Origin of the sequence: Clostridium sp. (assembly GCF_029258205.1) — a bacterium.
GTDB lineage: Bacteria > Bacillota > Clostridia > Clostridiales > Clostridiaceae > Sarcina.
Window position 1 is genome coordinate 11,837 of record NZ_JARHZJ010000053.1, and the last position, 24,809, is coordinate 36,645.

General features: G+C 27.0%; 22 protein-coding genes. 18 read left to right on the forward strand and 4 right to left on the reverse strand.

The features are described from left to right. Nucleotides 1-86 precede the first annotated feature (86 nt). Together Q1J60_RS07300 and Q1J60_RS07305 are read left to right on the forward strand one after the other, a co-directional pair. Complete coding sequence (locus Q1J60_RS07300; protein WP_300260225.1) at nt 87-1,466, forward strand: S1C family serine protease; 1,380 nt, start codon at nt 87-89, stop codon at nt 1,464-1,466. A 237-nt stretch (nt 1,467-1,703) separates the two neighbouring features. Then, nucleotides 1,704-2,036: a PTS sugar transporter subunit IIB gene (locus Q1J60_RS07305; protein ID WP_300260228.1), complete on the forward strand. Its 333-nt coding sequence runs from the start codon at nt 1,704-1,706 to the stop codon at nt 2,034-2,036. A gap of 160 nt (nt 2,037-2,196) precedes the next feature. On the opposite strand, the gene Q1J60_RS07310 is transcribed toward Q1J60_RS07305, so the two are convergent. Beyond that, nucleotides 2,197-3,342 carry a glycosyltransferase family 4 protein gene (locus Q1J60_RS07310; RefSeq protein ID WP_300260230.1) on the reverse strand — a complete coding sequence of 382 codons (1,146 nt, stop codon included), beginning with the start codon at nt 3,340-3,342 and terminating at the stop codon, nt 2,197-2,199. Between the two features lie 128 nt (nt 3,343-3,470). Here Q1J60_RS07310 and Q1J60_RS07315 point away from each other — a divergent pair, with 128 nt between their 5' ends. The 3 genes from Q1J60_RS07315 to Q1J60_RS07325 are packed head-to-tail and all read left to right on the forward strand — an operon-like array spanning nt 3,471 to nt 6,212. Continuing rightward, nucleotides 3,471-4,478 carry a CotS family spore coat protein gene (locus tag Q1J60_RS07315; protein WP_300260233.1) on the forward strand — a complete coding sequence of 336 codons (1,008 nt, stop codon included), beginning with the start codon at nt 3,471-3,473 and terminating at the stop codon, nt 4,476-4,478. 6 nt (nt 4,479-4,484) lie between these two features. Continuing rightward, nucleotides 4,485-5,171 carry a hypothetical protein gene (locus Q1J60_RS07320; RefSeq protein ID WP_300260235.1) on the forward strand — a complete coding sequence of 229 codons (687 nt, stop codon included), beginning with the start codon at nt 4,485-4,487 and terminating at the stop codon, nt 5,169-5,171. Between the two features lie 12 nt (nt 5,172-5,183). Continuing rightward, entirely contained in the window at nt 5,184-6,212 is a 1,029-nt protein-coding gene (locus Q1J60_RS07325; RefSeq protein ID WP_300260237.1) for a CotS family spore coat protein, read from the forward strand. Between the two features lie 189 nt (nt 6,213-6,401). Here the strand turns inward: Q1J60_RS07325 and Q1J60_RS07330 are convergent, their stop codons facing one another. Beyond that, nucleotides 6,402-7,523, reverse strand: a complete 1,122-nt coding sequence (locus Q1J60_RS07330; RefSeq protein WP_300260239.1) for a glycosyltransferase family 4 protein — start codon at nt 7,521-7,523, stop codon at nt 6,402-6,404. 108 nt (nt 7,524-7,631) lie between these two features. On the opposite strand from Q1J60_RS07330, the gene Q1J60_RS07335 reads away from it, so the two are divergent. The 12 genes from Q1J60_RS07335 to rho all read left to right on the forward strand — a co-directional run bounded on the left by Q1J60_RS07335 (nt 7,632) and on the right by rho (nt 22,516). Next, nucleotides 7,632-8,636: a CotS family spore coat protein gene (locus Q1J60_RS07335; RefSeq protein ID WP_300260242.1), complete on the forward strand. Its 1,005-nt coding sequence runs from the start codon at nt 7,632-7,634 to the stop codon at nt 8,634-8,636. 192 nt (nt 8,637-8,828) lie between these two features. Next, nucleotides 8,829-9,710, forward strand: coding sequence for a sporulation peptidase YabG (yabG, locus tag Q1J60_RS07340; RefSeq protein ID WP_300260245.1), 882 nt, complete (start codon nt 8,829-8,831; stop codon nt 9,708-9,710). Nucleotides 9,711-9,872: 162 nt separating this feature from the next. Next, nucleotides 9,873-10,109 (forward strand): Veg family protein, encoded by a 237-nt coding sequence (locus tag Q1J60_RS07345; RefSeq protein ID WP_300260248.1) that lies wholly within the window; start codon nt 9,873-9,875, stop codon nt 10,107-10,109. 360 nt (nt 10,110-10,469) lie between these two features. After that, nucleotides 10,470-12,032 (forward strand): DUF3794 and LysM peptidoglycan-binding domain-containing protein, encoded by a 1,563-nt coding sequence (locus Q1J60_RS07350; RefSeq protein WP_300260251.1) that lies wholly within the window; start codon nt 10,470-10,472, stop codon nt 12,030-12,032. 101 nt (nt 12,033-12,133) lie between these two features. Further along, nucleotides 12,134-12,961, forward strand: a complete 828-nt coding sequence (locus Q1J60_RS07355; protein ID WP_300260254.1) for a cyanophycinase — start codon at nt 12,134-12,136, stop codon at nt 12,959-12,961. After that, complete coding sequence (gene cphA, locus Q1J60_RS07360) at nt 12,948-15,572, forward strand: cyanophycin synthetase (RefSeq protein ID WP_300260257.1); 2,625 nt, start codon at nt 12,948-12,950, stop codon at nt 15,570-15,572. The genes Q1J60_RS07355 and cphA overlap by 14 nt, the downstream gene beginning before the upstream one ends. A 135-nt stretch (nt 15,573-15,707) precedes the next feature. Then, the gene (gene ispE, locus Q1J60_RS07365) at nt 15,708-16,571 is read left to right on the forward strand and encodes a 4-(cytidine 5'-diphospho)-2-C-methyl-D-erythritol kinase (protein WP_300260260.1); all 864 of its coding nucleotides are present in this window, start codon (nt 15,708-15,710) and stop codon (nt 16,569-16,571) included. A gap of 73 nt (nt 16,572-16,644) precedes the next feature. Then, nucleotides 16,645-17,283: a stage II sporulation protein R gene (gene spoIIR, locus Q1J60_RS07370; protein WP_300260263.1), complete on the forward strand. Its 639-nt coding sequence runs from the start codon at nt 16,645-16,647 to the stop codon at nt 17,281-17,283. A gap of 37 nt (nt 17,284-17,320) precedes the next feature. Further along, a complete protein-coding gene (locus Q1J60_RS07375) occupies nt 17,321-18,301 on the forward strand; it encodes a tRNA 4-thiouridine(8) synthase ThiI (RefSeq protein WP_300260266.1) in 981 nt (326 codons plus the stop codon). Nucleotides 18,302-18,325: 24 nt separating this feature from the next. Further along, nucleotides 18,326-18,745, forward strand: coding sequence for a YwiB family protein (locus Q1J60_RS07380; RefSeq protein ID WP_300260269.1), 420 nt, complete (start codon nt 18,326-18,328; stop codon nt 18,743-18,745). 347 nt (nt 18,746-19,092) lie between these two features. After that, nucleotides 19,093-20,700 (forward strand): CTP synthase, encoded by a 1,608-nt coding sequence (gene pyrG, locus Q1J60_RS07385; RefSeq protein WP_300260272.1) that lies wholly within the window; start codon nt 19,093-19,095, stop codon nt 20,698-20,700. Nucleotides 20,701-21,034: 334 nt separating this feature from the next. Continuing rightward, the gene (rho, locus tag Q1J60_RS07390; RefSeq protein WP_300260273.1) at nt 21,035-22,516 is read left to right on the forward strand and encodes a transcription termination factor Rho; all 1,482 of its coding nucleotides are present in this window, start codon (nt 21,035-21,037) and stop codon (nt 22,514-22,516) included. A 102-nt stretch (nt 22,517-22,618) separates the two neighbouring features. Here the strand turns inward: rho and Q1J60_RS07395 are convergent, their stop codons facing one another. Next, nucleotides 22,619-23,743, reverse strand: a complete 1,125-nt coding sequence (locus tag Q1J60_RS07395) for an MGDG synthase family glycosyltransferase (RefSeq protein WP_300260275.1) — start codon at nt 23,741-23,743, stop codon at nt 22,619-22,621. Nucleotides 23,744-23,845: 102 nt separating this feature from the next. After that, on the reverse strand, nt 23,846-24,052 hold the full coding sequence (gene rpmE, locus Q1J60_RS07400; RefSeq protein WP_003452406.1) for a 50S ribosomal protein L31: 207 nt from the start codon (nt 24,050-24,052) through the stop codon (nt 23,846-23,848). A gap of 153 nt (nt 24,053-24,205) precedes the next feature. On the opposite strand from rpmE, the gene Q1J60_RS07405 reads away from it, so the two are divergent. Next, the gene (locus tag Q1J60_RS07405; RefSeq protein WP_300260276.1) at nt 24,206-24,805 is read left to right on the forward strand and encodes a thymidine kinase; all 600 of its coding nucleotides are present in this window, start codon (nt 24,206-24,208) and stop codon (nt 24,803-24,805) included. The last annotated feature ends 4 nt before the right edge of the window (nt 24,806-24,809 follow it).

A 24,809-nucleotide genomic window follows, 5' to 3' on the forward strand; every position in this document is an offset into this window, starting at 1 on the left:
TAGAAATGACATAAACATGACATAGAAATGACACAAAAAATGGTTACTATTAACTTGTAAAACAAATGTTTAGGAGGGTATGTATAATGAGTGATTTTAATAAAAAAGATGAAAACTTAAATGACTACTTTGGTTTTGATCATAAAGAAAATGAAACTTTAGATTCAGATAAAGACATAAAAGACAAAGAAAATATAGAGTCAAATAATGATACTAAGCAAACTAACATAGATCAAACTCAGCACTTAAATATAGATAATGAAATTAATTCAAAAGAGGAAGTTAAACAAAGAGAGGATATAAAGTCCTCTGATGTAAACTCAAAAATTTTGAAAGAATCTAATGATAATAGTAAAAATAAAAAAGTAAAGGAAAAGAGTGGATTTAAAAGAGGAATAGCTATGATAGCAGGTGCTGTTATAGTTGCAATTCTTGGAGGAGCTATAGGAGCTGGAGGAGTTTATTATGCTTTTAAAAATAGCATACCGGTAAGTACATTAGAAAATAATAGTAATAGTGCAACTAATCCACCAGAATTTAAAGGCGAAGATGGAGCATTAACTGTTCCACAAGTAGTTGAAAAAGTTACACCTGCCGTTGTAGGAGTATCTACAAAAAGCTTAGTAAGAGATCAATTCTTTAATGTAAAGGAGCAAGAAGGTTTAGGATCTGGATTTATAATAAATGAAGATGGATATGTTGTTACAAACTATCATGTTATAAATGGAGCTCAAGAAGTTAAAGTAATATTCTCAGATGGAAAAGAAGTTAATGCTAAGGTTGTAAATTATGATGCAGAAAGAGATGTTGCAGTAATAAAAATAACAGATGATGTTAAAATGCCTGGAATAGCTCAATTAGGAGATTCATCTACAGTTAAGGCTGGTGAAGAAGTAATTGCTATAGGAAATCCTCTAGGAAAAGAATTTAGTTCAACAGTAACTAAAGGAATAGTAAGTTCACCAAATAGAAAAATGAAGACAGAAACCGGAAATGTATTAGATTATATTCAAACAGATGCTGCTATTAACCCTGGTAATAGTGGTGGTCCATTAATAAATTCTAAAGGTGAAGTTATTGGAATAAACACTGCTAAAAAAGTTGGTGAAGATATTGAAGGTATAGGATTTGCAATTCCTATAAATGAGGTTAAAACAAGATTAGATTCATTATCAAAACCAATATTAAAGCTTGGTATTACAGCTAGAACTGTTACTCCAGAATTGGCAAAAGAAAATAATTTAGAAGAAGGTATTTATGTTGTTGGAGTACAAGAATTTAGTCCCGCAGAAAAAGCAGGATTAAAAATAGGTGATTTAATAATTGAATTTGGTGGAAAAAGAGTAAAAACTTTAGAAGAATTAAATCAAGCTAAAAGTAAATATAATGATGGAGACTCAGTACCAGTTGAGATAATTAGAGATGGTAAGAAAGTCAAATTAAATTTAACATTAGTTGCTAATTAGTTTAATAAAGGATGTATATCAAATAAATTTATTTGATACACATCCTTTTTATTTTAAATAAAATTTAAATGTAAAATTTTAGATAAAAATCAAATATATCCAATAAAACCAATTATTAATTATTATATTTGACTATAGAATAGTAGTAATAGTCATTTAAAATTAAAGATATATTTTATCTAAAACAAAAAAATATAGGTTATAAACAAGAAGGGTATTAATTTAGGAGGATTATATATGAAAAAAATAGTATTATTATGTACATTAGGAATGTCTACATCTTTATTAGTTTCTAAAATGAGAAAAGTAGCAAATGAACTAGATATTGATTGTTCTATAATTGCAATAGGTGAATATGAGCTTAAAAAATATGAAAAAGACGCAGATATAATAATGTTAGGACCTCAAGTAAGATATTTATTTAATAGTTTAAGGAAAAAAATGGATAGTAATATACCAATAACTCTTATAAATAGTGGAGATTATGGAACTATGAATGGTAAGAAGGTTTTAGATCAAGCTTTAGAGCTAATTGATAATAAGGAATTATCAATAAATAATTTATTATAAGAAGTTTTAAATAATGGATCATATAATAAGTGTTTTTAAGATATTTTTATACGGATCTTTATCAAAATATAATAGTAAAACTTACAAACATATTGTGAGAATTACTGTTTGTAAGTTTTATTAAAATTTTCATACTGCACTATTATTTTTTAGCAGATTTTTATGATTTTATTAATGAATTTTTAGAAATTTTTATTACCTTTTTATATACATCTAAGGTTTTATTTGCTGTTTTTTCCCAAGTGAATTCCTTACTTCTTTCAAAACATAGATTTTCTAAATTATTTCTAAGCTTTGAATCATTTAATAGATTTTCTAGTTTTGAAGATAATTCTTTAGGGTTATTTGGATTAACTAAGCTTTCATTAAATGGAACTACTTCAGGAATAGAAGTTATATTTGAGGTTAAAACGGCTGTTTTACAACTCATGGCTTCTAAAGGAGGTAAACCAAAGCCTTCATATAGAGAAGGATAAGTAAACAGGGTAGTTGCATTATATAAGGTTGGTAAATATTCATCTTCTATAAATCCAGTAAAAATAACCTTATCTTTTATAGGTAAACTTTCAGTATAGGCCTTTAATTTTAAGCCTTCATCTCTTAATCCACCTACAATGAGAAGTTTATAATTTTCATCAATATTTTTATGAATATTGTTAAAGGCATCAACAAGTCCTTTAACATTCTTTCTTAAGCTAAATCCACCTATATACATAATAAATGGACCATTGAAATTAAATCTATTATTAACATCAAATAGACATTTTTCTTTATCTAAAGGTTTATAATTTTCATTAGCTGCTAGTGGTGTTACAAAGATATTTTCAGCAGGAAAGTGTGGGAAAAATCTTAGGATGTCACTTTTAGAGTATTCTGATACAGTTATTATTCCTGTTGAATTATCAATTATTTCAGGCATACTTTGAAGAAATTTTTTTAAGTAACCTTTACCAACGGTTTCAGGTAAAATATATGGAATTAAGTCATGAATAGTAACTAATTTTGCAAAGTTTCCTTTAGAAGAAAGTCCAAGTCCATTTTGGGGAAGGTGAAGTAAATCTATATTTTCTTTTATTGCATAGGATGGTATATAGTAATCTTCAAAAAAACGTTGATGTTTTCTAGAAGACATTATTATTTTAGTATTTTCAGTTTCAAACTCAGGTATTTTTTCTCCAGAGCATAATAAATCATAAGATGAATCCTTATCTAATTTTAATATGTTTGTTAATAGGTTATATGTGTATGTTCCTATACCTGTTCCTCTATACCAAGTTGCACCTCTTGCATCTATTAAGTTATACATTAAGATTCCACTCCTTAGAAAAATAATAATTATAATTAATAATATTAATAAATAATATAAAATGTGCATGTAACAAGAAGAATTTAATCAACATATACTAATTAAAAAGTGAAAGTAGGAGTAAGTTTATGGAACAGGATTATATAAAGGATAAAATCTTACTTAACTATGGTATAGAAAGCAAAGAAGTAATAAAAGTGAAAAACACATATAAAATTATAACCAGGGATGAGGAGTATTGTTTGAAGGTAATAAAATATCAATATCCTCATTTTTATTTTATAGTTTCTGCTCAAAAGCATCTTGTGAAAAATGGATTTAAATCAATTCCTAAAATACTAGATACTGTAGACGGAAAAGATTATGTAAAGCTACATGATAAATTAGCTTATTTAACTCCTTGGATAAAATGTAGAGAATGTGATTATAAAAATAAGTCGGATTTAAGATTAGCAGCTAAAAAGCTTAGTGAACTACATAATAGTAGTGAGGGGTTTGTTATAAATAAGGCACTTAACCCTAGGATAGCATGGGGAAGGTGGTATAAGATATTTGAAACAAGAGGAGAAGAAATTATTGACTTTAAAAAAAGAATATATCAGAAAGCGTATATGTCAGAATTTGATAAGTTATATCTTTCTATTATGGATGAGGAATTAAAAAGAGTTGAAAGAACACTTTTGCACATAAAAAGTAGTGGTTATTTTGACTATATGAAAAAAGAAGTTAAAAAATTGGGATTTTGTCATCATGATTATGCAGATCATAATGTACTTTTATTAGAAAATAATGAAATAAATATAATAGATTTTGATTACTGTATTTTAGATTCTCACTTACATGATTTAAGTAGCATATGCATTAGGACAATGAAAGAGGGGAGATGGGACTTAAATTTATTTAAATATATAATAGATAGTTATTTAAATAATAAAGAAGTAAGAAATGAAGAATTTCCTATTATGGCTTCTTTTATTGAGTTTCCTCAAGCCTATTGGCAATTAGGACTTCAATATTATTGGGAGCAACAGCCTTGGGAGGAAGAACATTTTTTAAAGAAACTAGGTAAATACGAAAAAGATAGAAAACTTAGACAGAATTTTGTTGATGAATTAAGTAATTTTACTTTGAGGTGATTTAATTTGAGTGAAGAATTAGAATTATTTTTAAATAAAAATAATATAGAAGTATTACCTAGAAAAGAAATAGAAAAGGAAAAAAGGGAATTAAGATTTTATGATCCATTAGAGTATTTAAATACAATAAGTGAAATTCACAAAGAATTTTTAAAAGAGGAAAATAGGATAAAATTTAAATTTAGAAATGATATATGGAAGCATGTTCAAATTTTAAAACTATGGATTAGAAGAGTAGATAAATTAGAAGAAAGTAATAAATTAATTAATATAGCCTTAGATACTTCAAAAAAAAGCTTAGAGTGTATTGAAAATATTAGTTATAAAGAGCTTATAAGAAGGGCTATGGAAAGAGAAGAAGTATGTATTGGTAGGATATATTATGAAATTAAGAAGGGTGAGAAAAGGATTTTTATAAAAAATACAGAGAATATAAAATTTAATATGGTAGAAGATGACTATTATAACTACTTAAAAAAGATAAGAGGAAACTATAGGGATGAATTAAAGGATTTGCTGAGTGAAGTGATAGAAAAAGAAAATTTGGATTTTAAAAGTTATGTTTATATAAATTCATTAATTGAGTATCCATATAATTCAATGAAGTATTTGCAAAATAATTATATAAAGGATTTAAAGATTGAAATTAATGTTTTAGAAGAATTATTAGTTAAAGATTATCTTATACAATAGGGGGAGTGGTTTATGAATAAGATTAGATATAAAGATGAGAAATATTTATGTAGATATGATTTGGATATTAAATTATTTGAAGCTTTAGGATTAGATATATTTGATTTAAGACCAAATAGAAATGTATTTTTGTTAGATACAAAGCAAGGCAAAAAGATTTTAAAGATGATAAATTATGATGATGATAGATTAAACTTCATAATACATTCAACAAATTACTTGAGAGAAAGATATGATGGTATATTAAAAATAAATAAACTTCCAAATGGAAATAGTAAACTCAAGTGGAAGGGGAATGATTATATATTATTAGACTATTTTGAAGGAACGGAGTTTAATATAGCTAATCCAATAGAATTAGAATTCATAACAGAGGCAGTAGCTAAACTTCATAATGCAGGAATAGGTATTCAGGAGGTTACTTCAAATGCAATGAATGAAAAGAATAGTGAGATTTTTAAGTTAAAAGATTATTTCACAAATAGTAAGAAAGATTTGGAAAAACTAAAAGGAATAGTAGAGAGATGTAAGTATAAAAACGAATTTGATGAAATATTTATAAAGGAAGTGGATTATCATTTAAATGATGTAAAAGCCTGTATAGATTTATTAGAAAATAGTAAATATGATGAATTATGTAGCAGTAAAGAAAAAATAACTTTGTGCCATAATGATCTTGCATATCATAATATATTATTTAATCAAAATGAAGTAAGTTTTATAGACTTTGATTATTGCAATATAAATCTAAGAGTTATAGATTTATGTGATTTTATAATTAAGAGTATAAAAAGATTTGGATTTAGTTTAGAAATGTATGATTCAATTATAGAAAAGTATGATAAGTTAAATAACTTATCAAATGAGGAAAAAGAATTAATATATATATATTTAAGATTCCCACATGATTTTTATACTGTTTCAATGCAATATTATTATAAATTAAAAGATTGGAAATATGAGTCATTCTTAAATAAGTTAGAGAGAAAATTAGAATACACAAAGGAAAAGGAATTTTTATTAAATCATATAAATAAATAATATGAATCAAGTAAAATGTACTGTATAAAATAACTAATAAGACTTATAAATTAATTTTTAGGATTGATAAATTCTATTAAAGTTTATAAGTTCTATGTTTAAGTTTTCTATACAGTACCTTTTCATTTTAAAATAATAATTTTTTATGAGATATATTAAGATTAAGTTTTTATAAAGTATATTTTAAATTTAAGAAGAAATATGTTTATAGACGTCAAGTGTATTATAAGCAGTTTTTTTCCAATTAAATTTACTTGAGTGAGTTATGCCTTTATAAATCATAAGGGAATAGAATTTATGGTTATTTAATAAGATTAGTATATTTTCTTTTATTTCATCAATATCATAAGGATTAACTAAAAGAGCAGCATCTTGGCATACTTCAGGCATTGAGGTTAAATTAGATGCTATTACAGGAGTACCACAGGCCATACATTCTATAGGTGGTAATCCAAAGCCTTCATAAAAAGAAGGATAAACTAAAGCTTTACTAGCGCTATAGAATATAGGCATATCTTTTATAGGAATAAATCCAGTAAAAATAACGGATGAAGTTAGATTTAACTCATCCACTTTTTTTCTGTAATTTTCATATGAAGGTCCCTTAGTTCCTATAATGACAAGCTTTAAATCTCTTTTATAAGAATTTTTTACTAGGTTAAATGCCTCTATAAGTCCTAAAATATTTTTTCTAGGACTAAAACCACCTACATATAATAAAAAATCTGTATCTATACCATAGTGTTTTTTTAAATATTGAGATGAGTGAAATTTGTTTAATGGAGTATATATTTCTTCAGCGGCCAAATGAGTAACAAATATTTTTTCCCTTGGATAAGAAAAAGTTTTACTTATATCTTCTTTAGAAAATTTAGAAACTGTAATAATTCCATCTGAGTCATCTAAAATATTTTGTATATTGGCATGAAAAATCTTTAAGAATCTATCACTAACTGTATCTGGCATTTTCATGGGTATAATATCATGTAGAGTAACTACAGTCTTTATATCATTAGGTTTAGAAAATCCTATACCATTTTGAGGAATATGATATACATCACCTATAATATTTTCTTTAGGATTTTGAGTATTTATAAATTCCCAAAAGTTTTTTTTATTATTTGTACTTGAAGATAAATAATTAAAGTTAATTTTTTTAGGTAATTTTAGAGAGGATGATTGAGGAGTAAGTATGTTATATTCATTTAAAAAATCTATCTGGTGTAGATTATTTATTATTTGATAAGTGTAGTTACCAATTCCAGTACCGCGATATAAGGTAGCTGCTCTTCCATCAATACATATTTTCATAGCATATATCCTTTCAGTATAAATATATATTATTATATTTATATATAGAATAAAATGTTAATAAAACAAGAGGTTGCTACATATAAATATGGTAGGGGGTGAATAGATATGATGAGAGAGTTTGAAATAGAAAGACAATTTGATATTAAAATAGAAAAATTAAAACCTAATAAAGGTGTATATTATTTAAAGAGTAATAAGGGTGATAGATGTTTAAAAAGGATAAATTATGGAACTCAAAAACTTCTTTTTGTTTATGGAGCAAAAGAGCATTTAGCTAAAAATGGATTTGAACATATAGATAGATATTTCTTAAATATTGAGAATGAACCTTATGCTCTAGTAAATGAGGATTTATATACTCTTTCAAATTGGATAAAAGGAAGAGAGTGTGATTTTACTAATATAGAAGAGGTAAAATTAGCTGCTAAAAAGTTAGCTGAATTACATGAAGCTAGCAAGGGATACGATCCACCAGAAAACTCAAAATTAAAAAGTGACTTAGGAAGATGGCCATATCTTATGGAGAAGAGAGGCAAAGCCTTAGAAAAAATGAGAGGTATGGCTAGAAAGAAGAATTTAAAAAAAGATTTTGACATTATTTATATAACAAATGTTGATTTTTATAAGGAGTTAGCAATAAGAGCCACAAAAATATTAAATAATTCAAAGTATTTAAGTTTATGTGAAGAAGCAGAGGCTGAGAAGGTATTTTGTCATCATGATTATACTTATCACAATATAATAATTGGAGATGATAATGAAGTATATATAATAGACTTTGATTATTGTAAAAGAGAAATAAGAACATATGATATAGCTAACTTTATGAAGAAGGTTTTAAAAAGAGTAGATTGGAATATTGAATATGCAGAGGCTATAATAGATGCTTATAATACAGTAAGTCCATTAAGAGAAGAAGAATACGAGGTCTTATATGCATACTTATTATTCCCACAGAGATATTGGAGACTTGCAAATAGATATTATTACAATGAAGTTATGTGGGGACAAAATATTTTTATAAATAAAATAAAAAACATAATTAATGAGAAAGAAAGTTATATGAAATTTATTGAAGAATTTAAAAATAAATATAATCAAGTTGGATAATGATGCTTTAGGTGCCTAATAATTAGGCACCATTTTTTATTTGAATTTAAATATTAATTTCATGAAATTTTTAATATATATTTTTGATTTAAACATAGAAAACAATAAATTAGCTAGTAATATATAATCAGAACAATTACCAATAAATCTTCATATTATGATAATAGGATTATATAAGTTAGGAGAAAGTATATGAAAGTTGGAGATTTAGTAGTAAGAAAATCATATAGTAAAGATATAACTTTTAAAATTATAGATATTAAATATAATGAAAATGAAATAACTTATATTTTAAAGGGACTTCACATAAGAATAATAGCTGATTCTCAGGAGGAGGATTTAGAAAAAGTTGATGATGACTTTGCTGGAGACAAAGATAAGTCTTTTGATTCTAAAATCAATGATATCATTAAAAAAGTAATTTTGAGTAGAGAACAGAAAAATAATCAATTGATTACGAGAGTAAATGAAGAAGATAATTTAAATAGGATAGAAAAAGGATTGGTATTTGGAAGACCTGGAAGAATACTTCATATAGATGGAGATCCATCATACATGGAAACTTGCTTAAAGGTGTATAAGCAATTAAATTTAAATGCTATAGGAATATCAATATTTGAAAGAGAACAACCTTTAAAAATTTTATCTTTAGTTAAGAAATATAATCCAGATATAGTTGTATTAACTGGCCATGATGGTGTTCTTAAAGATTCAAAAGGAATGCTTGATTTAAACAATTATAGAAACTCAAAATATTTTATTGAGTCTGTAAAAATTTTAAGAAATTATAATTCAAGTTATGATGAGCTTGTTATTTTTGCTGGAGCTTGTCAATCTTGCTATGAAAGTATTTTAGAAGCAGGTGCTAATTTTGCAAGTTCACCTAATAGAGTTCTTATACATTGTTTAGATCCTGTTTTAGTATGTGAAAGAGTTGCTTACACTAGGATAGATGAAATTGTATCAATAAAAGATGTTATAGAAAATACAATAACTGGAATAAAGGGCGTTGGTGGATTACAAACTAGAGGAAAATATAGAGAAGGTTATCCAAAATCCCTATATTTAAATTAATAGAATAAAATAAGTAATTTAAGTTAATAATATAATTGGATGTTTTAGTTTAAATATAGTATATTTTTATTGACAAAACATGGTTTTATATAGTAAAATAATTTATTTATTGAAAAAATATCCCCTTTAGTGTATAATATATAGTAGAAAGAGGGTGTTAAAATGAGTACCAGACTTACATTGAATTCCATCAGAAAAACCATAGAAGATCACGTAGGTGAGAAAGTTAAGCTAAGAGCTAATGGTGGAAGAAAAAAGATTTTGGAAAATGAAGGAATACTAGAAAGTGTTCATCCAAGTATTTTTGTAGTTAGATTACAAAAGGACACCCAAAGGAAAGTGACATACAGTTATTCAGATGTACTTACAAAAACGGTTCAACTAGATTTTGTTGGTTAAATAAAAAAGTTAGCTAATATATTAGCTAACTTTTTTTTGTTTATTTATTTAACAAAAAAAAGAAAGATGGTGGGTTTCCATCTTTCAACTATGGTATAAAAGGGTATTGAGAATTTATGAGAGGTTATATGGTCAATAACCATCTTTATAATACGACATATTTTTCAGTATGTCAATACTTTTAATAAAAAATGTCGAAAAAAGATGAGTTTTTTTTAATTTTATTTTAAAAAATTGTGTAAACGTTTATGAAATATGGTTTCAAATAAAAAAATAAATAAAGTATAAATAAGAAGAATTATCATAAATAAAGTATCATACATATATATTATAGTATTAGATTATTTAGGAGGGATACATTTGGTTAATTTAGATATTATTAAAGAAAGTATTGGGTTTGAGAAGGTATTAAGTGAAAACTCTTTAGATATACCATTTAGAGAAGAATACTTAATACCAGATACTCAACCAGATGTTTATGACGTACTTTCAGTTGATACTAAGGTTTATACACTTAATAGAGAAGTTCAAAATGATAGAGTATTATTAGAATATGAAATTGAATGTAATGTTATGTACTTAGCTAGAGAAGAAGAAGGTTTAGGAATAAATAGTGTTGTTTATAAAGAAAAAAATTCTAGCTTTATTGATATAGCTGGGGCTGAACATAGTATGATTTGTGATATGGAATGTGATTTTGAACATATGGATGCGAACATAATCAATGAAAGAAAGATAAGAGTAGAAGGGAAACTAAGAACAAAATATAAGGTTTATAAAGAAGAAAAAATAGATGTTGTTAAAGAATTAGATGGTTTGGGTGATTTACAAATAAAAAGAAAACCAGAAAGTATAGAAAAAAATATAACAAATATGGTTTGTTCCATGAGTGGAGAATTATCTATAAATGTAGGTATGGATAAGCCTCAAATAGGAAAAATAATAAAATGTGGATATATGCTTCATAGACAAGAGATAAAATTAGGGGAAGATAAAGTACAAGCTTCTTGCTTAGCTAAAATTAATGTTCTTTATAGAGCTTATGATTCTAGGGAAGTTGTAGCTTTAGAAGAGGATTTATATTTATCTAATGATGAAGAAGTTGTAGGTGTAAATTCAGATATGAATTGTAATGGGTATTTTGAAATAAAAGGTCATGATGTGAAAATTTCTCAAAATGATTTAGGGGAAAGTAGAATAATAGATGTTAATTTATTTGTTGATGCAAATGTTGCAATATCAAAATTAGAATTTGCAGAAATAGTTGAAGATTTATATTCACCAACACAAAATGTAATGCCATTAAATGAAGTTTGCAAGATTAATATGTGTGTTAGTGAAAATTCAAATGAATCAGTAATAAAAGGAAATTTAGATCTAGGAAAAATTGGAGGAGATGCTACTCAAACAGTTGATTGCAAAGGTAAAATAGTAGATATGGAAAGCTATTTTATGGATCAAAAGGTTGTTGTAAAAGGTAATTTAGCTGTTGAATCAATATACAAGACAACTGATGAAGAAAAGGGACTTAATAAAGTAAATGGAGAAATTCCTTTTGAAGTTGCTTTAGATATGCCAAATTCTCAGTCTGGTATGACTTTTGATACTAAGGCAAATCTAGAAGATTTACAATGTAGTATAGAGGGAAATAGTTTAGCTGTTAAAGCTGTAGTATATTTTTATGCTAAATGTTCAGATATGTTTGATAAAGAATATGTTAAAGATATTGAACAAAATGATGAGACTGTTGAAAAGAACGCATCTATTACTATATATACAATTCAAAAAGGAGATACTTTATGGTGTTTAGCAAAAAAATATAAGACAACAATAGATACTTTAGTTAAATTAAACGATATAGAAAATCCAGATTATATATATGCTGGAGATAAAATTATGATTCCTGGAAGAGTAGTTTTATAAAAAAAAGAGTTTTACGATATTATTTCGTAAAACTCTTTTTTTTATGAATAAATATAAGTTTTATGGTAAAAATAAGAAATGCATGATTTGAGGTGAATAATTTGAAAAGTAGTAGCAAAAAAAATTTAATAATAATAGGTGGAGCAGAAGATAAGAAAGGGGATAAGATTATATTAAATTTTGTAGCAGATAAATTTAAAGAATCTGAAGGAATTATGTTGATTGCAACTATAGCTACAGAATCACCTAATATAGTAATAGAACAGTATAAAAACATATTTTCAAGTATGGGGATAAGAGAGATTAAGGAACTTCGTGTTATAGAGAGAGAGGAAGCTTTTGATGAAAATAATATTTCTTTAGTAAATGACGCTTCAGTAATATTTTTTACTGGAGGAGATCAGCTTAGAATAACTAGTTTAATTGGTGGAACTCCTCTTTATGATACATTACAAAAAAGAAGTAATGATGGATGCTACTTTGTAGGAACATCAGCAGGAGCTTCTGTTATGAGTGATGTTATGATAGTTGGTGGAGAAGAAGAGGAGTCACCTAAAAAGAGTACATTAAATATGTCAGCAGGACTAGGTTTAATTAAAAATACTCTTATAGATCAACACTTTGCTCAAAGAGGAAGGATAGGTAGATTATTATCAGGAGTTTGCCAAAATCCTGAAGTTTTAGGGGTAGGGATAGATGAAGACACTGCTATAGTAATTAATGATGATGAATTAACTGTAATTGGTAGTGGGGCAGTTTATTTTGTAGATGGAAGAAATATTGAATATACAAATGTATCTGAGAAAAGACAAGATGAGGTGTTTAGTATATTTAATATAAAGTTACATGTACTAACAGCAGGCAAAAAAATGAATTTATCAACTAGGGTGCCTTTTGAGGAGGAAAGAAATAAAAATGAAGATAAATAATCAACGTATATTTGATGGAAGGAACATATATTCACATAGAAGATGTATTAGATTAGATGTTGATTTAGAGGGATATTGTGAAACTCCTACTAAAGATATTGATGGATTCAATAAAATGTTATTAAGTTATGTTCCAGAATTATATACTCATAGATGTGGAATAGATATAGAAGGTGGATTTGTACAGCGTTTAAAAGAAGGAACATATTTAGCTCATGTTTGTGAACATACAATCATAGGAATACATAATAAACTAGGGGTAGATGTAAAATATGGAAAAGCAAGAGAGATAAAAGATGATTTTTATTACATAATATTTGAATATAAATTAAAAAGAACAGCAATATTAATAGCCGAATTAGCAATAGATTTAATTAATTCAATAATAAAGAAGAAAGAAATCAATTTTGATGAAAGAATAGAAATAATAAAGAGAGTTATTATGGAAGAGAGTATAGGTCCATCAACAAAGGCTATATGTGATGCGGCTAAAGAAGTTGGGCTTCCTATAATTTCAGTGGGAAATGGAAATTTATATCAAATAGGTTATGGAAAATCAGGAAAGAGATTTAGTGCTACTATTGGTAATAATACAAAAGGAATTGCTATAGATATAGCTTGTGATAAAATGCTTACAAAAGAACTTTTAGATATACAGAACTTACCTGTTGCTAGAGGTGAAAAGGTATTTAATACAATACATCTTCTTGAAATGGTTAATAGGATTGGGTATCCTGTAGTTTTAAAACCCCAATGGGGAAGTAAGGGGGATGGAGTTTTTGTAAATATAAATAGTGAAAAGGAACTATTAAGAGCCTACGCTGAAATAACAAAAGAATGTAAAGAGATAATGATAGAAGAGTATAAGATTGGAAATGACTACAGAGTAATGTTAGTTGATTATAAGGTAGTAGCAGTTTCTTTAAGAAAACCGCCATATATAACAGGTGATGGTGTTAGGAGTATTAGAGATTTAATAGAAGCTATGAACGCTAATCCACTAAGAGGAGAAGGTCATGAAAAACCTTTAACAAAGGTAAAAATAGATAAAGAATTAATAAATAGATTAAGTAACTTAGGGTATTCCTTAGATTCAGTTCTAGAGTATGGAGAAAAAGTTATCTTAAGAGGAAATGCAAATCTTTCTACAGGTGGAAGTGCTGAGGATTATACTGACTTAATATGTAAAGAAAATATTGAGATTTGTGAAAGAGCAGCTAAAACTATTGGTTTAGATATATGTGGTATAGATATTTGTGCAAAATCAATATCAGAGCCATTATATGAAAATGATGGAATAATATTAGAAGTTAATGCAGCACCAGGAATAAGGATGCATCATTTCCCTACTGTAGGTAAAGAAAGAAATGTAGGAAGAAAAATTTTAGATAATATGTTTAAAGAGAATTATTCTAATATTCCTATTATTTCAGTTACAGGAACAAATGGAAAAACTACTACGGTAAGATTAATATCTTATGTTTTAAATTTAATTGGATTTAATGTAGGATGTACAACAACTTCAGGAATTAAAATAGGTAATAGATATATACACAAGGGTGATGATACAGGATATTATAGTGCAAGATCTGTATTATTAAATCCAGAGGTTGACGTAGCAGTTTTAGAAAGTGCAAGAGGTGGATTGGTAAGAAGAGGATTAGCTTATGATTTAGCAGATGTAGGAGTAATAACTAACATAAGAGAAGATCATTTAGGTATAGATGGCATAAATGATATGGAAGATTTGTCTTTTGTAAAATCCTTAGTTGGTGAAGCTGTAAAAGATAATGGATATTCAGTTATAAATGCTGATGATGAATGGAGTTTAAAAGTTTTAGATAGAATTAAAAATCCTAAAATATTATTTTCAATGCATGAAAATAATATTTATCTACAGGAAAATTTGAAAAATGGAAATCCTATTGTGTTTTATAGAGATGAAACTATATATGTAAAAAATAGAGGTAAAGAATACAAAATAGCTTCTGCAGATGAAATGAAGTTTACTATGAATGGTAAACTAAAGCATAATATAGAAAATGCTATGGCAGCTTGTGCAGCCTTAGTTGGAATAGGAGTTGATTATTGTATTATATCTAAAGGGCTAAAACAGTTTAAATCTTGTGAAGAGGACAATAGGGGAAGATTTAATATGTTTGATGTTAATGGTGTAAATGTAATATTAGATTATGGTCATAATATTGATGGATATAAGGTAGTCATAGACTCTCTTAAAAATCTTGGTTTAAAAAATATAACTGGAATAATAGGCGTTCCAGGGGATAGAGATTTAAAGACTATGACAGAGGTAGGTAGAATAAGTGGAGAATTTTTTGATTCTATAGTTATAAAGGAAGATAAAGACTTAAGAGGAAAAGATAAAGGCGAAGTTGCTAGAATTATAAATGAAGGGGTATTATCTTCAAATCGAAAAGAACTAAATGTAAAAATCATATTATCAGAGGAAGAGGCACTTAAAGAAACTTTAAAGTTAGCTAAAAAAGGTGAAACAATTATAATGTTTTTTGAAGATTACGAGCCTTTATATGACATAATAAATGAATTTAAAAATAATTACATAAAAGATTTTAAAAGTGCTAGTATATAAGAAAAATAATTTAAAAAAGAAATCTTCTAGTAACTGATTTAGAAGATTTCTTTTTACTTTAATTAACTCTTTATGTTTTTTAAATAAAATAATATAATTATATTTAGCTTTAATTAATGTAAGGAAGGTGATTATATGAAAATGAAAGCTTATGCAAAAATAAATATAGCCTTAGATGCTATTGGAAAAAGAGAAGATAACTATCATTTATTAAGAATGATAATGCAAACAGTAGATTTGTATGATGTTATAGATATAGAGAAAAGTAATGATAGTAATATAAGCATTTATTGTAATAAGCATTATGTCCCTACAGATGAAAGAAATTTAGCTTATAAAGCAGCAGCCTTATTTAAAGAGAGATTTAATATAAAAGAAGGAATTAATATACGTATAAAAAAGAATATTCCAGTTGCAGCAGGTATGGCTGGTGGAAGTACAAATGCAGCCGCAGTTTTAGTTATTATGAATAAACTTTTTAATGTTAATGCTAGTTTAGATGAATTAAAAGAATTAGGTGTTAAGATTGGAGCCGATGTTCCTTATTGCATAGAAGGAGGAACAGCTTTATGCGAAGGAATAGGTGAGGTTATAACTCAATTAAAACCTTTTGAAAATAAAATTTTAGTAGTTTTAAAACCTAATTTTGGAGTATCAACTAAAGAGGTTTATACAAGCCTAGATATAAATAAAATAAAAAAACATGTTAATATAGAAGGTTTAATAAGTGCTATGGAAAATGATGATTTAAGATATGTTTCAAGAAATATGAAAAATGTTTTAGAAAATGTAACACTTAAAAAACATAGTGTTTTAAAAACAATAAAAGAAGATATGAAAAGAAGTGGCGCTTTAGGGGCTATGATGAGTGGAAGTGGTCCTACTGTTTTTGCTTTTTTTGATAATATGTTAACTGCTCAAAAATCTTTTGAGTTTTTAAAAAGTAAATATAAATATGCTGATGTTTATATAACAAGAACAATAAGCAGTAATCAATAATAACTCAATAAAAAATTGGTATGTATAAAAAAATACTCCTTGGTAATAATTAAGGTATCAGGGGGTGTTTATTATGAAAAAAGTATTATCAATTTTATTTTGTGGAGTTTTAGTGTTTAGTTTATTAATAGGGGCAACTTTAGAAAAGAGACAAGCTACTAATGAAGATAATGAAATTATAGAAAATATAAGTGAAAAATTAATTAGATTTCATGTCTTAGCTAATAGCAATACAGATGTAGATCAAGAATTAAAAATGAAGGTTAAGGATGAAGTTTTAAAATATATATCACCTATGTTAGAGAAATCTGAAAGCTTAGAAGAATCTAGAGAGATATTAAAAAAAGAAGATAATAATATTATAAATATAGCAGAAGAATTTATAAAAAAAGAGGGATTTAATTATTCTGTTGAAACAACATTAACAAGAGAAAATTTCCCAGTTAAAGAATATGGTAATATAGTATTACCACAAGGTGAATATGAAGCATATAGGATTTTAATAGGAAATGGACAGGGTGAAAATTGGTGGTGTGTTATGTTTCCACCTTTATGTTTTGTAGATATTACTAAAGGGCAAGTTTCCTATGATAAAACTGATAAACAGATGAAAGAGATTTTGTCAGAAAAAGAATTTAAAGCTGTTAATAAAAAAGAAAATGAAGTTAAGTTCGAGCTTAAGGTATTTGATTTATTTAAGCAAAAGAATTAACATAGGATAATAAAACAAATTTTAGGAGGAGTAAAATATGACTAGAGCATTAGCAATGGTTTCAGGTGGTTTAGATAGTATATTAGCTGCAAAATTAATAAAAGAACAAGGAATTGAAGTAATAGGAATATGTTTCAGATCTTATTTCTTTAATGAAGAAAATGCTAGAAGAATGTGTAAACAAATAGACATGCCTTTAGAGGTAGTAGATTTTTCAGAAGAACATTTTGAAATGGTTAAAGATCCAAAGCATGGAAGAGGAAAAAATATGAACCCATGTATAGATTGTCACTCTATGATGATGAAATACTCAGGAAAGTTATTAGAAAAATTCAATGCTGATTTCATAATAACAGGAGAGGTTTTAAATCAAAGACCTATGTCTCAAAACAGACAAGCCTTAAATACAGTTAAAAAAGAATCAGGATTTAGTGATAAAATATTAAGACCTTTATGTGCTTTAAATTTAGAACCAACAGAAATGGAGTTAAATGGATTAGTAGATAGAGAAAAATTATTAAAGATATCAGGTAGAAGCAGAAAAGTTCAAATGGAACTTGCAGAAAAGTGGAACATAGTTGATTATCCATCACCAGCAGGTGGATGTAAGTTAACAGAGCCTGGATATGCTATAAGATTAAGCGACTTACTTGACAATCAAAAAGAGGTGGCTAAGGATGAAATAGAAATACTTAAGTATGGTAGACATATGAGAATATCACCTAAGAATAAAGCCATAATAGCTAGAAATGGTGAAGAGTGGAGTGAAATAGTTAAATTTAAAGAAGATTCAGATGTATTAGTTACTCCTAAAAATTCAACTGGTGCTCCTGTTATATTAAGAGGAGAGTTTAATGAAGAAGATTTAGAAGTAGCTGCTAAAATATGTGGAAGATACTGTAAAGAGAAAGAAAATGAATCAGTTGAGATAAATTACGAGAGAAATGGAGAAATAAATACTATAACTATAACTCCATTTAAAGATGCAGATCTTAAACAATATATGATAAACCAATAATTTTAGGTTGAAAGGAATATTGTTATGGGAAAGAAAGCTATAATATCAATATGTAGTGCTCAAGAAATTGAGGGACAAGAAAAAATAGAGGTTGTTACTGTAGGAGAATTCTCTAATGAGGGTGACGAATTTATAGCTACTTATGATGAAACTGAAATATCAGGAATGGAAGGTACTAAAACTACCTTAAGAATAAATGGTAATAAAGTTATCTTACATAGAGAGGGTACAACAAGTACAAAAATGGAGTTTGAAAAAGATAATACTTCAGTTTGTCTTTATAATACTCCTTATGGAATGTTAGAACTTAGAACAACTACAAAAGAGTTAGATTTAGATGTAAATGAAAATGGAGGAAATATATCCATAGAATATCATCTGGTTGCTGGAGGACAAGAGCCAATAAAAACTAACTTAGAAATGAAAATTAAAGTAGAAGAATAATTTGAATAAGCATGGGATATTATCCTGTGCTTATTTTTAATTTGAATTAAATGAAATATTAGTTTTAAAAATAAAAAACTTTCAAATTACAGTATAATTTGAAAGTAATAATTCTAATATTAATAATTAAATTTGCTAATTATGAGCAAAATAAAAATAGAAAACGTTATTTTTATAAAAAATTAAAAAAACGCAAAAAAACACTAGACTTAAATAACATTATTTGATAGAATATCTATTATGTTATTAAATCAAGCAATAAAAAACCCATTCTAAATGAGGTAATTATCATTATAAATGAAAAAAAGAACGATGTCAAGTGAAAATTTACATTAGGAGGAAAGAATATGAGCAAAAAGACTAAGTACGTATTTGTAACAGGTGGAGTTGTTTCTTCGTTAGGAAAAGGAATAACAGCTGCTTCATTAGGAAGATTATTAAAAAATAGAGGTTTAAATGTAAGTATTCAAAAATTCGATCCATACTTAAACATTGACCCAGGTACAATGAGTCCATACCAACACGGAGAGGTTTTCGTAACTGATGATGGAGCTGAAACTGACTTAGACTTAGGTCACTATGAAAGATTCATAGATGAAAACTTAACTCAAAACTCAAACGTTACTTCAGGTAGAGTTTATTGGTCAGTAATATCAAAAGAGAGAAAAGGTGAATACTTAGGTGGAACTGTACAGGTTATACCTCATATCACTAATGCAATAAAAGAGAGAGTGCATAGAGTAGGAAAAGAAAGAGATGTAGATGTAGTAATCACTGAGATCGGTGGAACAATTGGTGATATCGAATCATTACCTTTCTTAGAAGCTATAAGACAAATCAAATATGATGTAGGTCAAGAAAATGTTTGTTTCATACACGTTACATTAGTACCTTACTTAGGAAAAGCTGGTGAGTTAAAAACAAAACCAACTCAACACTCAGTTAAAGAGTTAAGAAGTATTGGAATTCAACCAGATATAATAGTTTGTAGATCAGAAAAAGAATTATCAGAAGATATCAAAAAGAAAATCGGATTATTCTGTAATATAAACGCTAACGAAGTTATTCAAAACTTAGATGCTGAGCATTTATACGCTGTTCCTCTAATGTTACATAAAGAAGGATTAGATAGATTAGTTTGTGAAAAATTAGGTCTTGGATGCAGAGATATAGATAATAGAGAATGGACAGATATGGTTCATAGATTAACTCACTTAACTCATACAACTAAGATTGCTTTAGTTGGTAAGTACGTTGAGTTACATGATGCATACATATCAGTTGTTGAAGCTTTAAGTCATGGTGGATTAAGTAACGATACTAATGTTGATATAGAGTGGATAAACGCTGAAGATGTAACTAAAGAAAATGTTGATGAATTATTAAAAGGAGTAGACGGAGTTCTAGTTCCTGGTGGATTCGGAGACAGAGGAGTAGAAGGAAAAATCGAAGCTATAAGATGGGCTAGAGAAAATAAGAAACCTTTCTTAGGAATATGTTTAGGAATGCAGTGTGCTGTTATTGAGTATGCTAGAAACGTATTAGGATTAGAGGGAGCTCATTCATCAGAGTTAAATCCAGAAACTCCATTCCCAGTAATTGACTTAATGCCTGAGCAAAAGGATGTAGAAGATTTAGGTGGAACAATGAGATTAGGATTATATCCATGTAAATTAGAAAATGATACTAATTGTAAAGAGGTTTATGCTTCAGATTTAATCTACGAAAGACATAGACATAGATATGAGTTCAATAATGAGTATAGAGCTCAATTAATAGAAAATGGATTAACTATAGCTGGTACATCACCAGATGGTAGATTAGTTGAGTGTGTAGAAGTTAAGGATCACCCATGGTTCGTAGCTGTTCAATACCACCCAGAATTAAAATCAAGACCAAACAGACCACATCCATTATTCGTAGGATTTGTTGGTGCTGCATTAAACAATAAATAATTAATATTTAAATATGAGGATATCTAACAAGAGAGTTAGATATCCTTTTTTATTAATTAATATATTGAAATAAAAATGAAAAGAATATACTATATATATAGGATTAGATTTTATGTTAGAGGATAATAATATAAATATTTAACATAATTAGTTCATATATTCCGGATTATAATCAAAGGTTTCTAAAATAATTAAAGTTCTTAAAGTGATTATTTAAAATAATTAAAGAAAGTGTTGACATAAAAGTTTCTATATAATTAAAGCCTTTAAGGCAATCTAAATTTACTTTTCTTTACCTTATTCCATTAATTAAAAATAAGCAGGAGGTGCTTAAATGACTGTAAAGCAATATGAAAGCATGACTTTAGTTCAACTTAAAGAGAAGGCTAAAGAATTAGGTGTAAAAAATATAAGCAAAAAGAAAAAAAGCGAGTTAATTGAAGAATTAAAAGTTAGTGATAATAATCAAAATAACAATACTAAAGTAATACATAAAGATGGAGTTGTTTTAAGAGAAAAAATATCTCAAAAAGAACAAAATTTTAATGAAGATAATAATATTAATGAGAGAAATGACAAAGTAGAAAGAACGGAAAGAAACTTTAGAAATAATAATTATAACAACAATTTAAATAATAATGGAAATAATAATGATGAAGGTAAAAAAGAGCAGTTAAAGAATATGATAAGTTCATCAGATTCTGCAAAGGGAATATTAGAAATTTTAGATAATAATAACTTTGGTTTCTTAAGATGTAGAAATTATTTAACTAGTGAAGATGATATATATGTTTCACCTTCACAAATAAGAAGATTTGGCTTAAGAACTGGTGATGAAGTTCAAGGAAAAGTTAGAATACCTAAAGAAGGAGAAAAATTTAAAGCACTTCTTTATGTTGAAAAAGTAAATGGAGAGAGTCCAGAAAAAGCAGTAGGAAGAAATAAGTTTGAGGAATTAACACCTATATATCCTAAGGAAAGATTAAGACTTGAAACTAATAATGGAAATGATTTAAGTTCAAGACTTATGGATATAATTTGTCCTATAGGTAAGGGACAAAGAGGTATGATAGTTGCACCACCTAAAGCTGGTAAAACAACTCTTTTAAAGAGAATAGCTCAAAATATTTCAAAAAATAATCCTGAAGTTAAACTTATTGTTCTTTTAATTGATGAAAGACCAGAAGAAGTAACTGATATGAAGAGAAGCATTGATGGAGAAGTTATTTATTCAACATTTGATGAAGAACCACAAAATCATGCTAAGGTTTCTAGTATTGTATTAGAGAGAGCTAAGAGAATGGTTGAACAGGGTAAAGATGTGGTTATACTTATGGATTCTCTAACAAGACTTGCAAGAGCTTATAACTTGACTGTTACACCATCAGGAAGAACTCTTTCAGGAGGATTAGATCCAGCGGCCCTTACAATGCCTAAGAAATTCTTTGGAGCAGCTAGAAATCTTGAAGAAGGTGGAAGTTTAACAATATTAGCTACTTCTTTAGTTGATACAGGAAGTAGAATGGATGATATGATTTTTGAAGAATTTAAGGGAACTGGTAATATGGAAGTTCATTTAGATAGAAAACTTCAAGAAAGAAGAATATTCCCAGCTATAGATATTTATAAATCAGGTACAAGGAAAGAAGATTTATTATTTAGTCCAGATGAAAGAGATGTATCATTTAAAATAAGAAGAATGTTACAAAAAGAAAATAATATAGAAGATATTGCAGAAAAGCTTATAAGTTTATTATCAAAAACAAAAAATAATGAAGAATTCTTACAAATGGCATCAAAAAGTATTCTAGAGTAGATAAAGTGAAATTAAACCAAAATTTAGAAGGTTATTCATATTATATAAGGTGATTATTTCACAATTATAAAACATAAAAAAGAAGATATTAAGCAATTAAGTTTAATATCTTCTTTTTTTATAAGAATTATCTATTATTGTATTACAAAGTTTAATTATATCTTCGTGAGAATAAGGCTCTAAAACTTTTAAAATACTTTTTTTCATATTCATTAATTTGTCTTTATCACTTTCAAATTTAGAAAGTTCTATGTTCAATTCATCTAAATTTCTTATTGGAATAGCACAGTTGTTTTGGGCTAAGAAATCACGATTTTCACTTTCCTGGCCTGGAATTATAAATGGAATAATCATTGGCAGCTGACTAAGTAAGGACTCAGTTGTTGTTAAGCCACCTGGTTTAGTTATTATAAGGTCAGAATTTTTCATGATTTCAGGAATATTAGTTGTATATCCTAAAATGTTTATTTTCTTATTACCCTTAAAATTATTATATTCCTTTAATAAATGATTTTTAAGTTTATTATTTTTTCCACAGACTACTGTTAGTTCTAAAGGTATATTTCCTTCAGATAATTTTTTAAGTACTTTTGATATATTATTTAAACCCATTCCACCGCCCATTAATAGTATTTTAATTGGTCCATCTAGGAGATGGGGTATGTATTTATGGTAATCATGTTCATAAAAGTTTTGTCTAACAGGAATTCCAAAAGGAGCAATTTTATTTTCATCTATTCCTTTAGAAATAAGACTTTTTTTTGTATATTGGCTAGCAACAATATATTGATCAACTTCCTTCGAAACATAAGTAGCATGACATTCAAAGTCTGTTACTATAGAAATGATAGGTACATTGATAAGTTTCTTCTTTTTTAAATAAGATAAAATATTTATTGCTAGAGGGTGGGTTGAAATTATTACATCTGGATTAAAATCTAAAATATATTTAGCTAATTTTTTTGAAACTGGTAAGAAAAAAATACTCATAATATTATTTATAGAATTAAAATTAATAAGTCTATAAAAAAATCCATAAATATTTCCTAGGAACCTTGCACATAACTCATAACCGTTAATTATTGATGAGTTAAAAAGACGATTGTCTTTTAAAAAATCATGTATAACGATTTCTGTATTATTATTTTTTATAAGTTCTTTTAATGAGTTTGCAGCTTGATCGTGTCCATAACCAGTAGATGTACTTAAAATAAGAACTTTTTTCATTATATCCACTCACTTCTATTAACTATATTTTAATTTATATTAATTAAAAAATATTTTTCATAAAGAAAAATGGGAAAGATTTGAGTCTTTCCCATAAAGAAATTATTTATTAAGATTAAATCTCTTGTTGAACTTATCAACTCTTCCGCCAACATCAACGATTTTTTGTTTTCCTGTGAAGAATGGGTGGCACTTAGAGCATATTTCAACTTTAAGTTCTGGTTTAACTGAACCAGTTGTGAAAGTGTTTCCACATGCACACTTAACCACTGTATCGTGATGGTATTCTGGATGTATGCCTTGTCTCATGTAATTCACCTCTTTCAAAATAAAAAAATGTTGCTAAACAACTATTAACAAGTATATCATGGGCATATTTAATCGTCAATAGTTTAAAAGCTTTCTTATTTAAGTTATAATCATATTTAGAATATTATAAGAGTAGAAGGAGTTAAAGCTAATATGAGTAAATTATATTTTAGATACGGGGCAATGAATTCTGGAAAATCTACACACCTTATGCAGGTTGCACATAATTATGAAGAAAGAGGAATGGAAGTTATCATAATTAAGCCATCTACTGATAAAAAAGGTGGAGATAAAGTTGTATCAAGATTAGGTGTTGAAAGAGTAGTAGATTTACTAATAGATAATAATGATAACATAATAAATCTAATTGATGAGAGATTGGAAAAAGGAAGAAAGATAGATTGTATAATAGTTGATGAAGTACAATTTTTAAAAGCTCATCACATAGATGAATTATTTGAAATATCAGTTGTTAAAGATATTCCTGTAATTTGTTATGGATTAAGAACTGACTTCCAAATGAATGGATTTGAGGGAAGTGAGAGATTACTATTATTAGCACATAGTATAGAAGAGATGAAGACTATATGTAAATGTGGAAGAAAAGCCATATTAAATGGAAGAATGATAAATGGTAAGTTTACATTTGAGGGAGAACAAGTTGCTATAGACTTAGTTGACAATGTTGAATATCAATCATTATGTGGACAATGTTACTTCGATTATAAATATGGTAATAATAAAGAGAAGTAATTAA

What these genes read in the sequence shown, in the direction of transcription:
- Q1J60_RS07300 (WP_300260225.1), top strand. Translation starts at nt 87, where the DNA reads ATGAGTGATTTTAATAAAAAAGATGAAAACTTAAATGACTACTTTGGT.
- Q1J60_RS07305 (WP_300260228.1), top strand. Translation starts at nt 1,704, where the DNA reads ATGAAAAAAATAGTATTATTATGTACATTAGGAATGTCTACATCTTTA.
- Q1J60_RS07310 (WP_300260230.1), bottom strand. Translation starts at nt 3,342, where the DNA reads ATGTATAACTTAATAGATGCAAGAGGTGCAACTTGGTATAGAGGAACA.
- Q1J60_RS07315 (WP_300260233.1), top strand. Translation starts at nt 3,471, where the DNA reads ATGGAACAGGATTATATAAAGGATAAAATCTTACTTAACTATGGTATA.
- Q1J60_RS07325 (WP_300260237.1), top strand. Translation starts at nt 5,184, where the DNA reads ATGAATAAGATTAGATATAAAGATGAGAAATATTTATGTAGATATGAT.
- Q1J60_RS07330 (WP_300260239.1), bottom strand. Translation starts at nt 7,523, where the DNA reads ATGAAAATATGTATTGATGGAAGAGCAGCTACCTTATATCGCGGTACT.
- Q1J60_RS07335 (WP_300260242.1), top strand. Translation starts at nt 7,632, where the DNA reads ATGATGAGAGAGTTTGAAATAGAAAGACAATTTGATATTAAAATAGAA.
- yabG (WP_300260245.1), top strand. Translation starts at nt 8,829, where the DNA reads ATGAAAGTTGGAGATTTAGTAGTAAGAAAATCATATAGTAAAGATATA.
- Q1J60_RS07345 (WP_300260248.1), top strand. Translation starts at nt 9,873, where the DNA reads ATGAGTACCAGACTTACATTGAATTCCATCAGAAAAACCATAGAAGAT.
- cphA (WP_300260257.1), top strand. Translation starts at nt 12,948, where the DNA reads ATGAAGATAAATAATCAACGTATATTTGATGGAAGGAACATATATTCA.
- ispE (WP_300260260.1), top strand. Translation starts at nt 15,708, where the DNA reads ATGAAAATGAAAGCTTATGCAAAAATAAATATAGCCTTAGATGCTATT.
- spoIIR (WP_300260263.1), top strand. Translation starts at nt 16,645, where the DNA reads ATGAAAAAAGTATTATCAATTTTATTTTGTGGAGTTTTAGTGTTTAGT.
- Q1J60_RS07375 (WP_300260266.1), top strand. Translation starts at nt 17,321, where the DNA reads ATGACTAGAGCATTAGCAATGGTTTCAGGTGGTTTAGATAGTATATTA.
- Q1J60_RS07380 (WP_300260269.1), top strand. Translation starts at nt 18,326, where the DNA reads ATGGGAAAGAAAGCTATAATATCAATATGTAGTGCTCAAGAAATTGAG.
- pyrG (WP_300260272.1), top strand. Translation starts at nt 19,093, where the DNA reads ATGAGCAAAAAGACTAAGTACGTATTTGTAACAGGTGGAGTTGTTTCT.
- rho (WP_300260273.1), top strand. Translation starts at nt 21,035, where the DNA reads ATGACTGTAAAGCAATATGAAAGCATGACTTTAGTTCAACTTAAAGAG.
- Q1J60_RS07395 (WP_300260275.1), bottom strand. Translation starts at nt 23,743, where the DNA reads ATGAAAAAAGTTCTTATTTTAAGTACATCTACTGGTTATGGACACGAT.
- rpmE (WP_003452406.1), bottom strand. Translation starts at nt 24,052, where the DNA reads ATGAGACAAGGCATACATCCAGAATACCATCACGATACAGTGGTTAAG.
- Q1J60_RS07405 (WP_300260276.1), top strand. Translation starts at nt 24,206, where the DNA reads ATGAGTAAATTATATTTTAGATACGGGGCAATGAATTCTGGAAAATCT.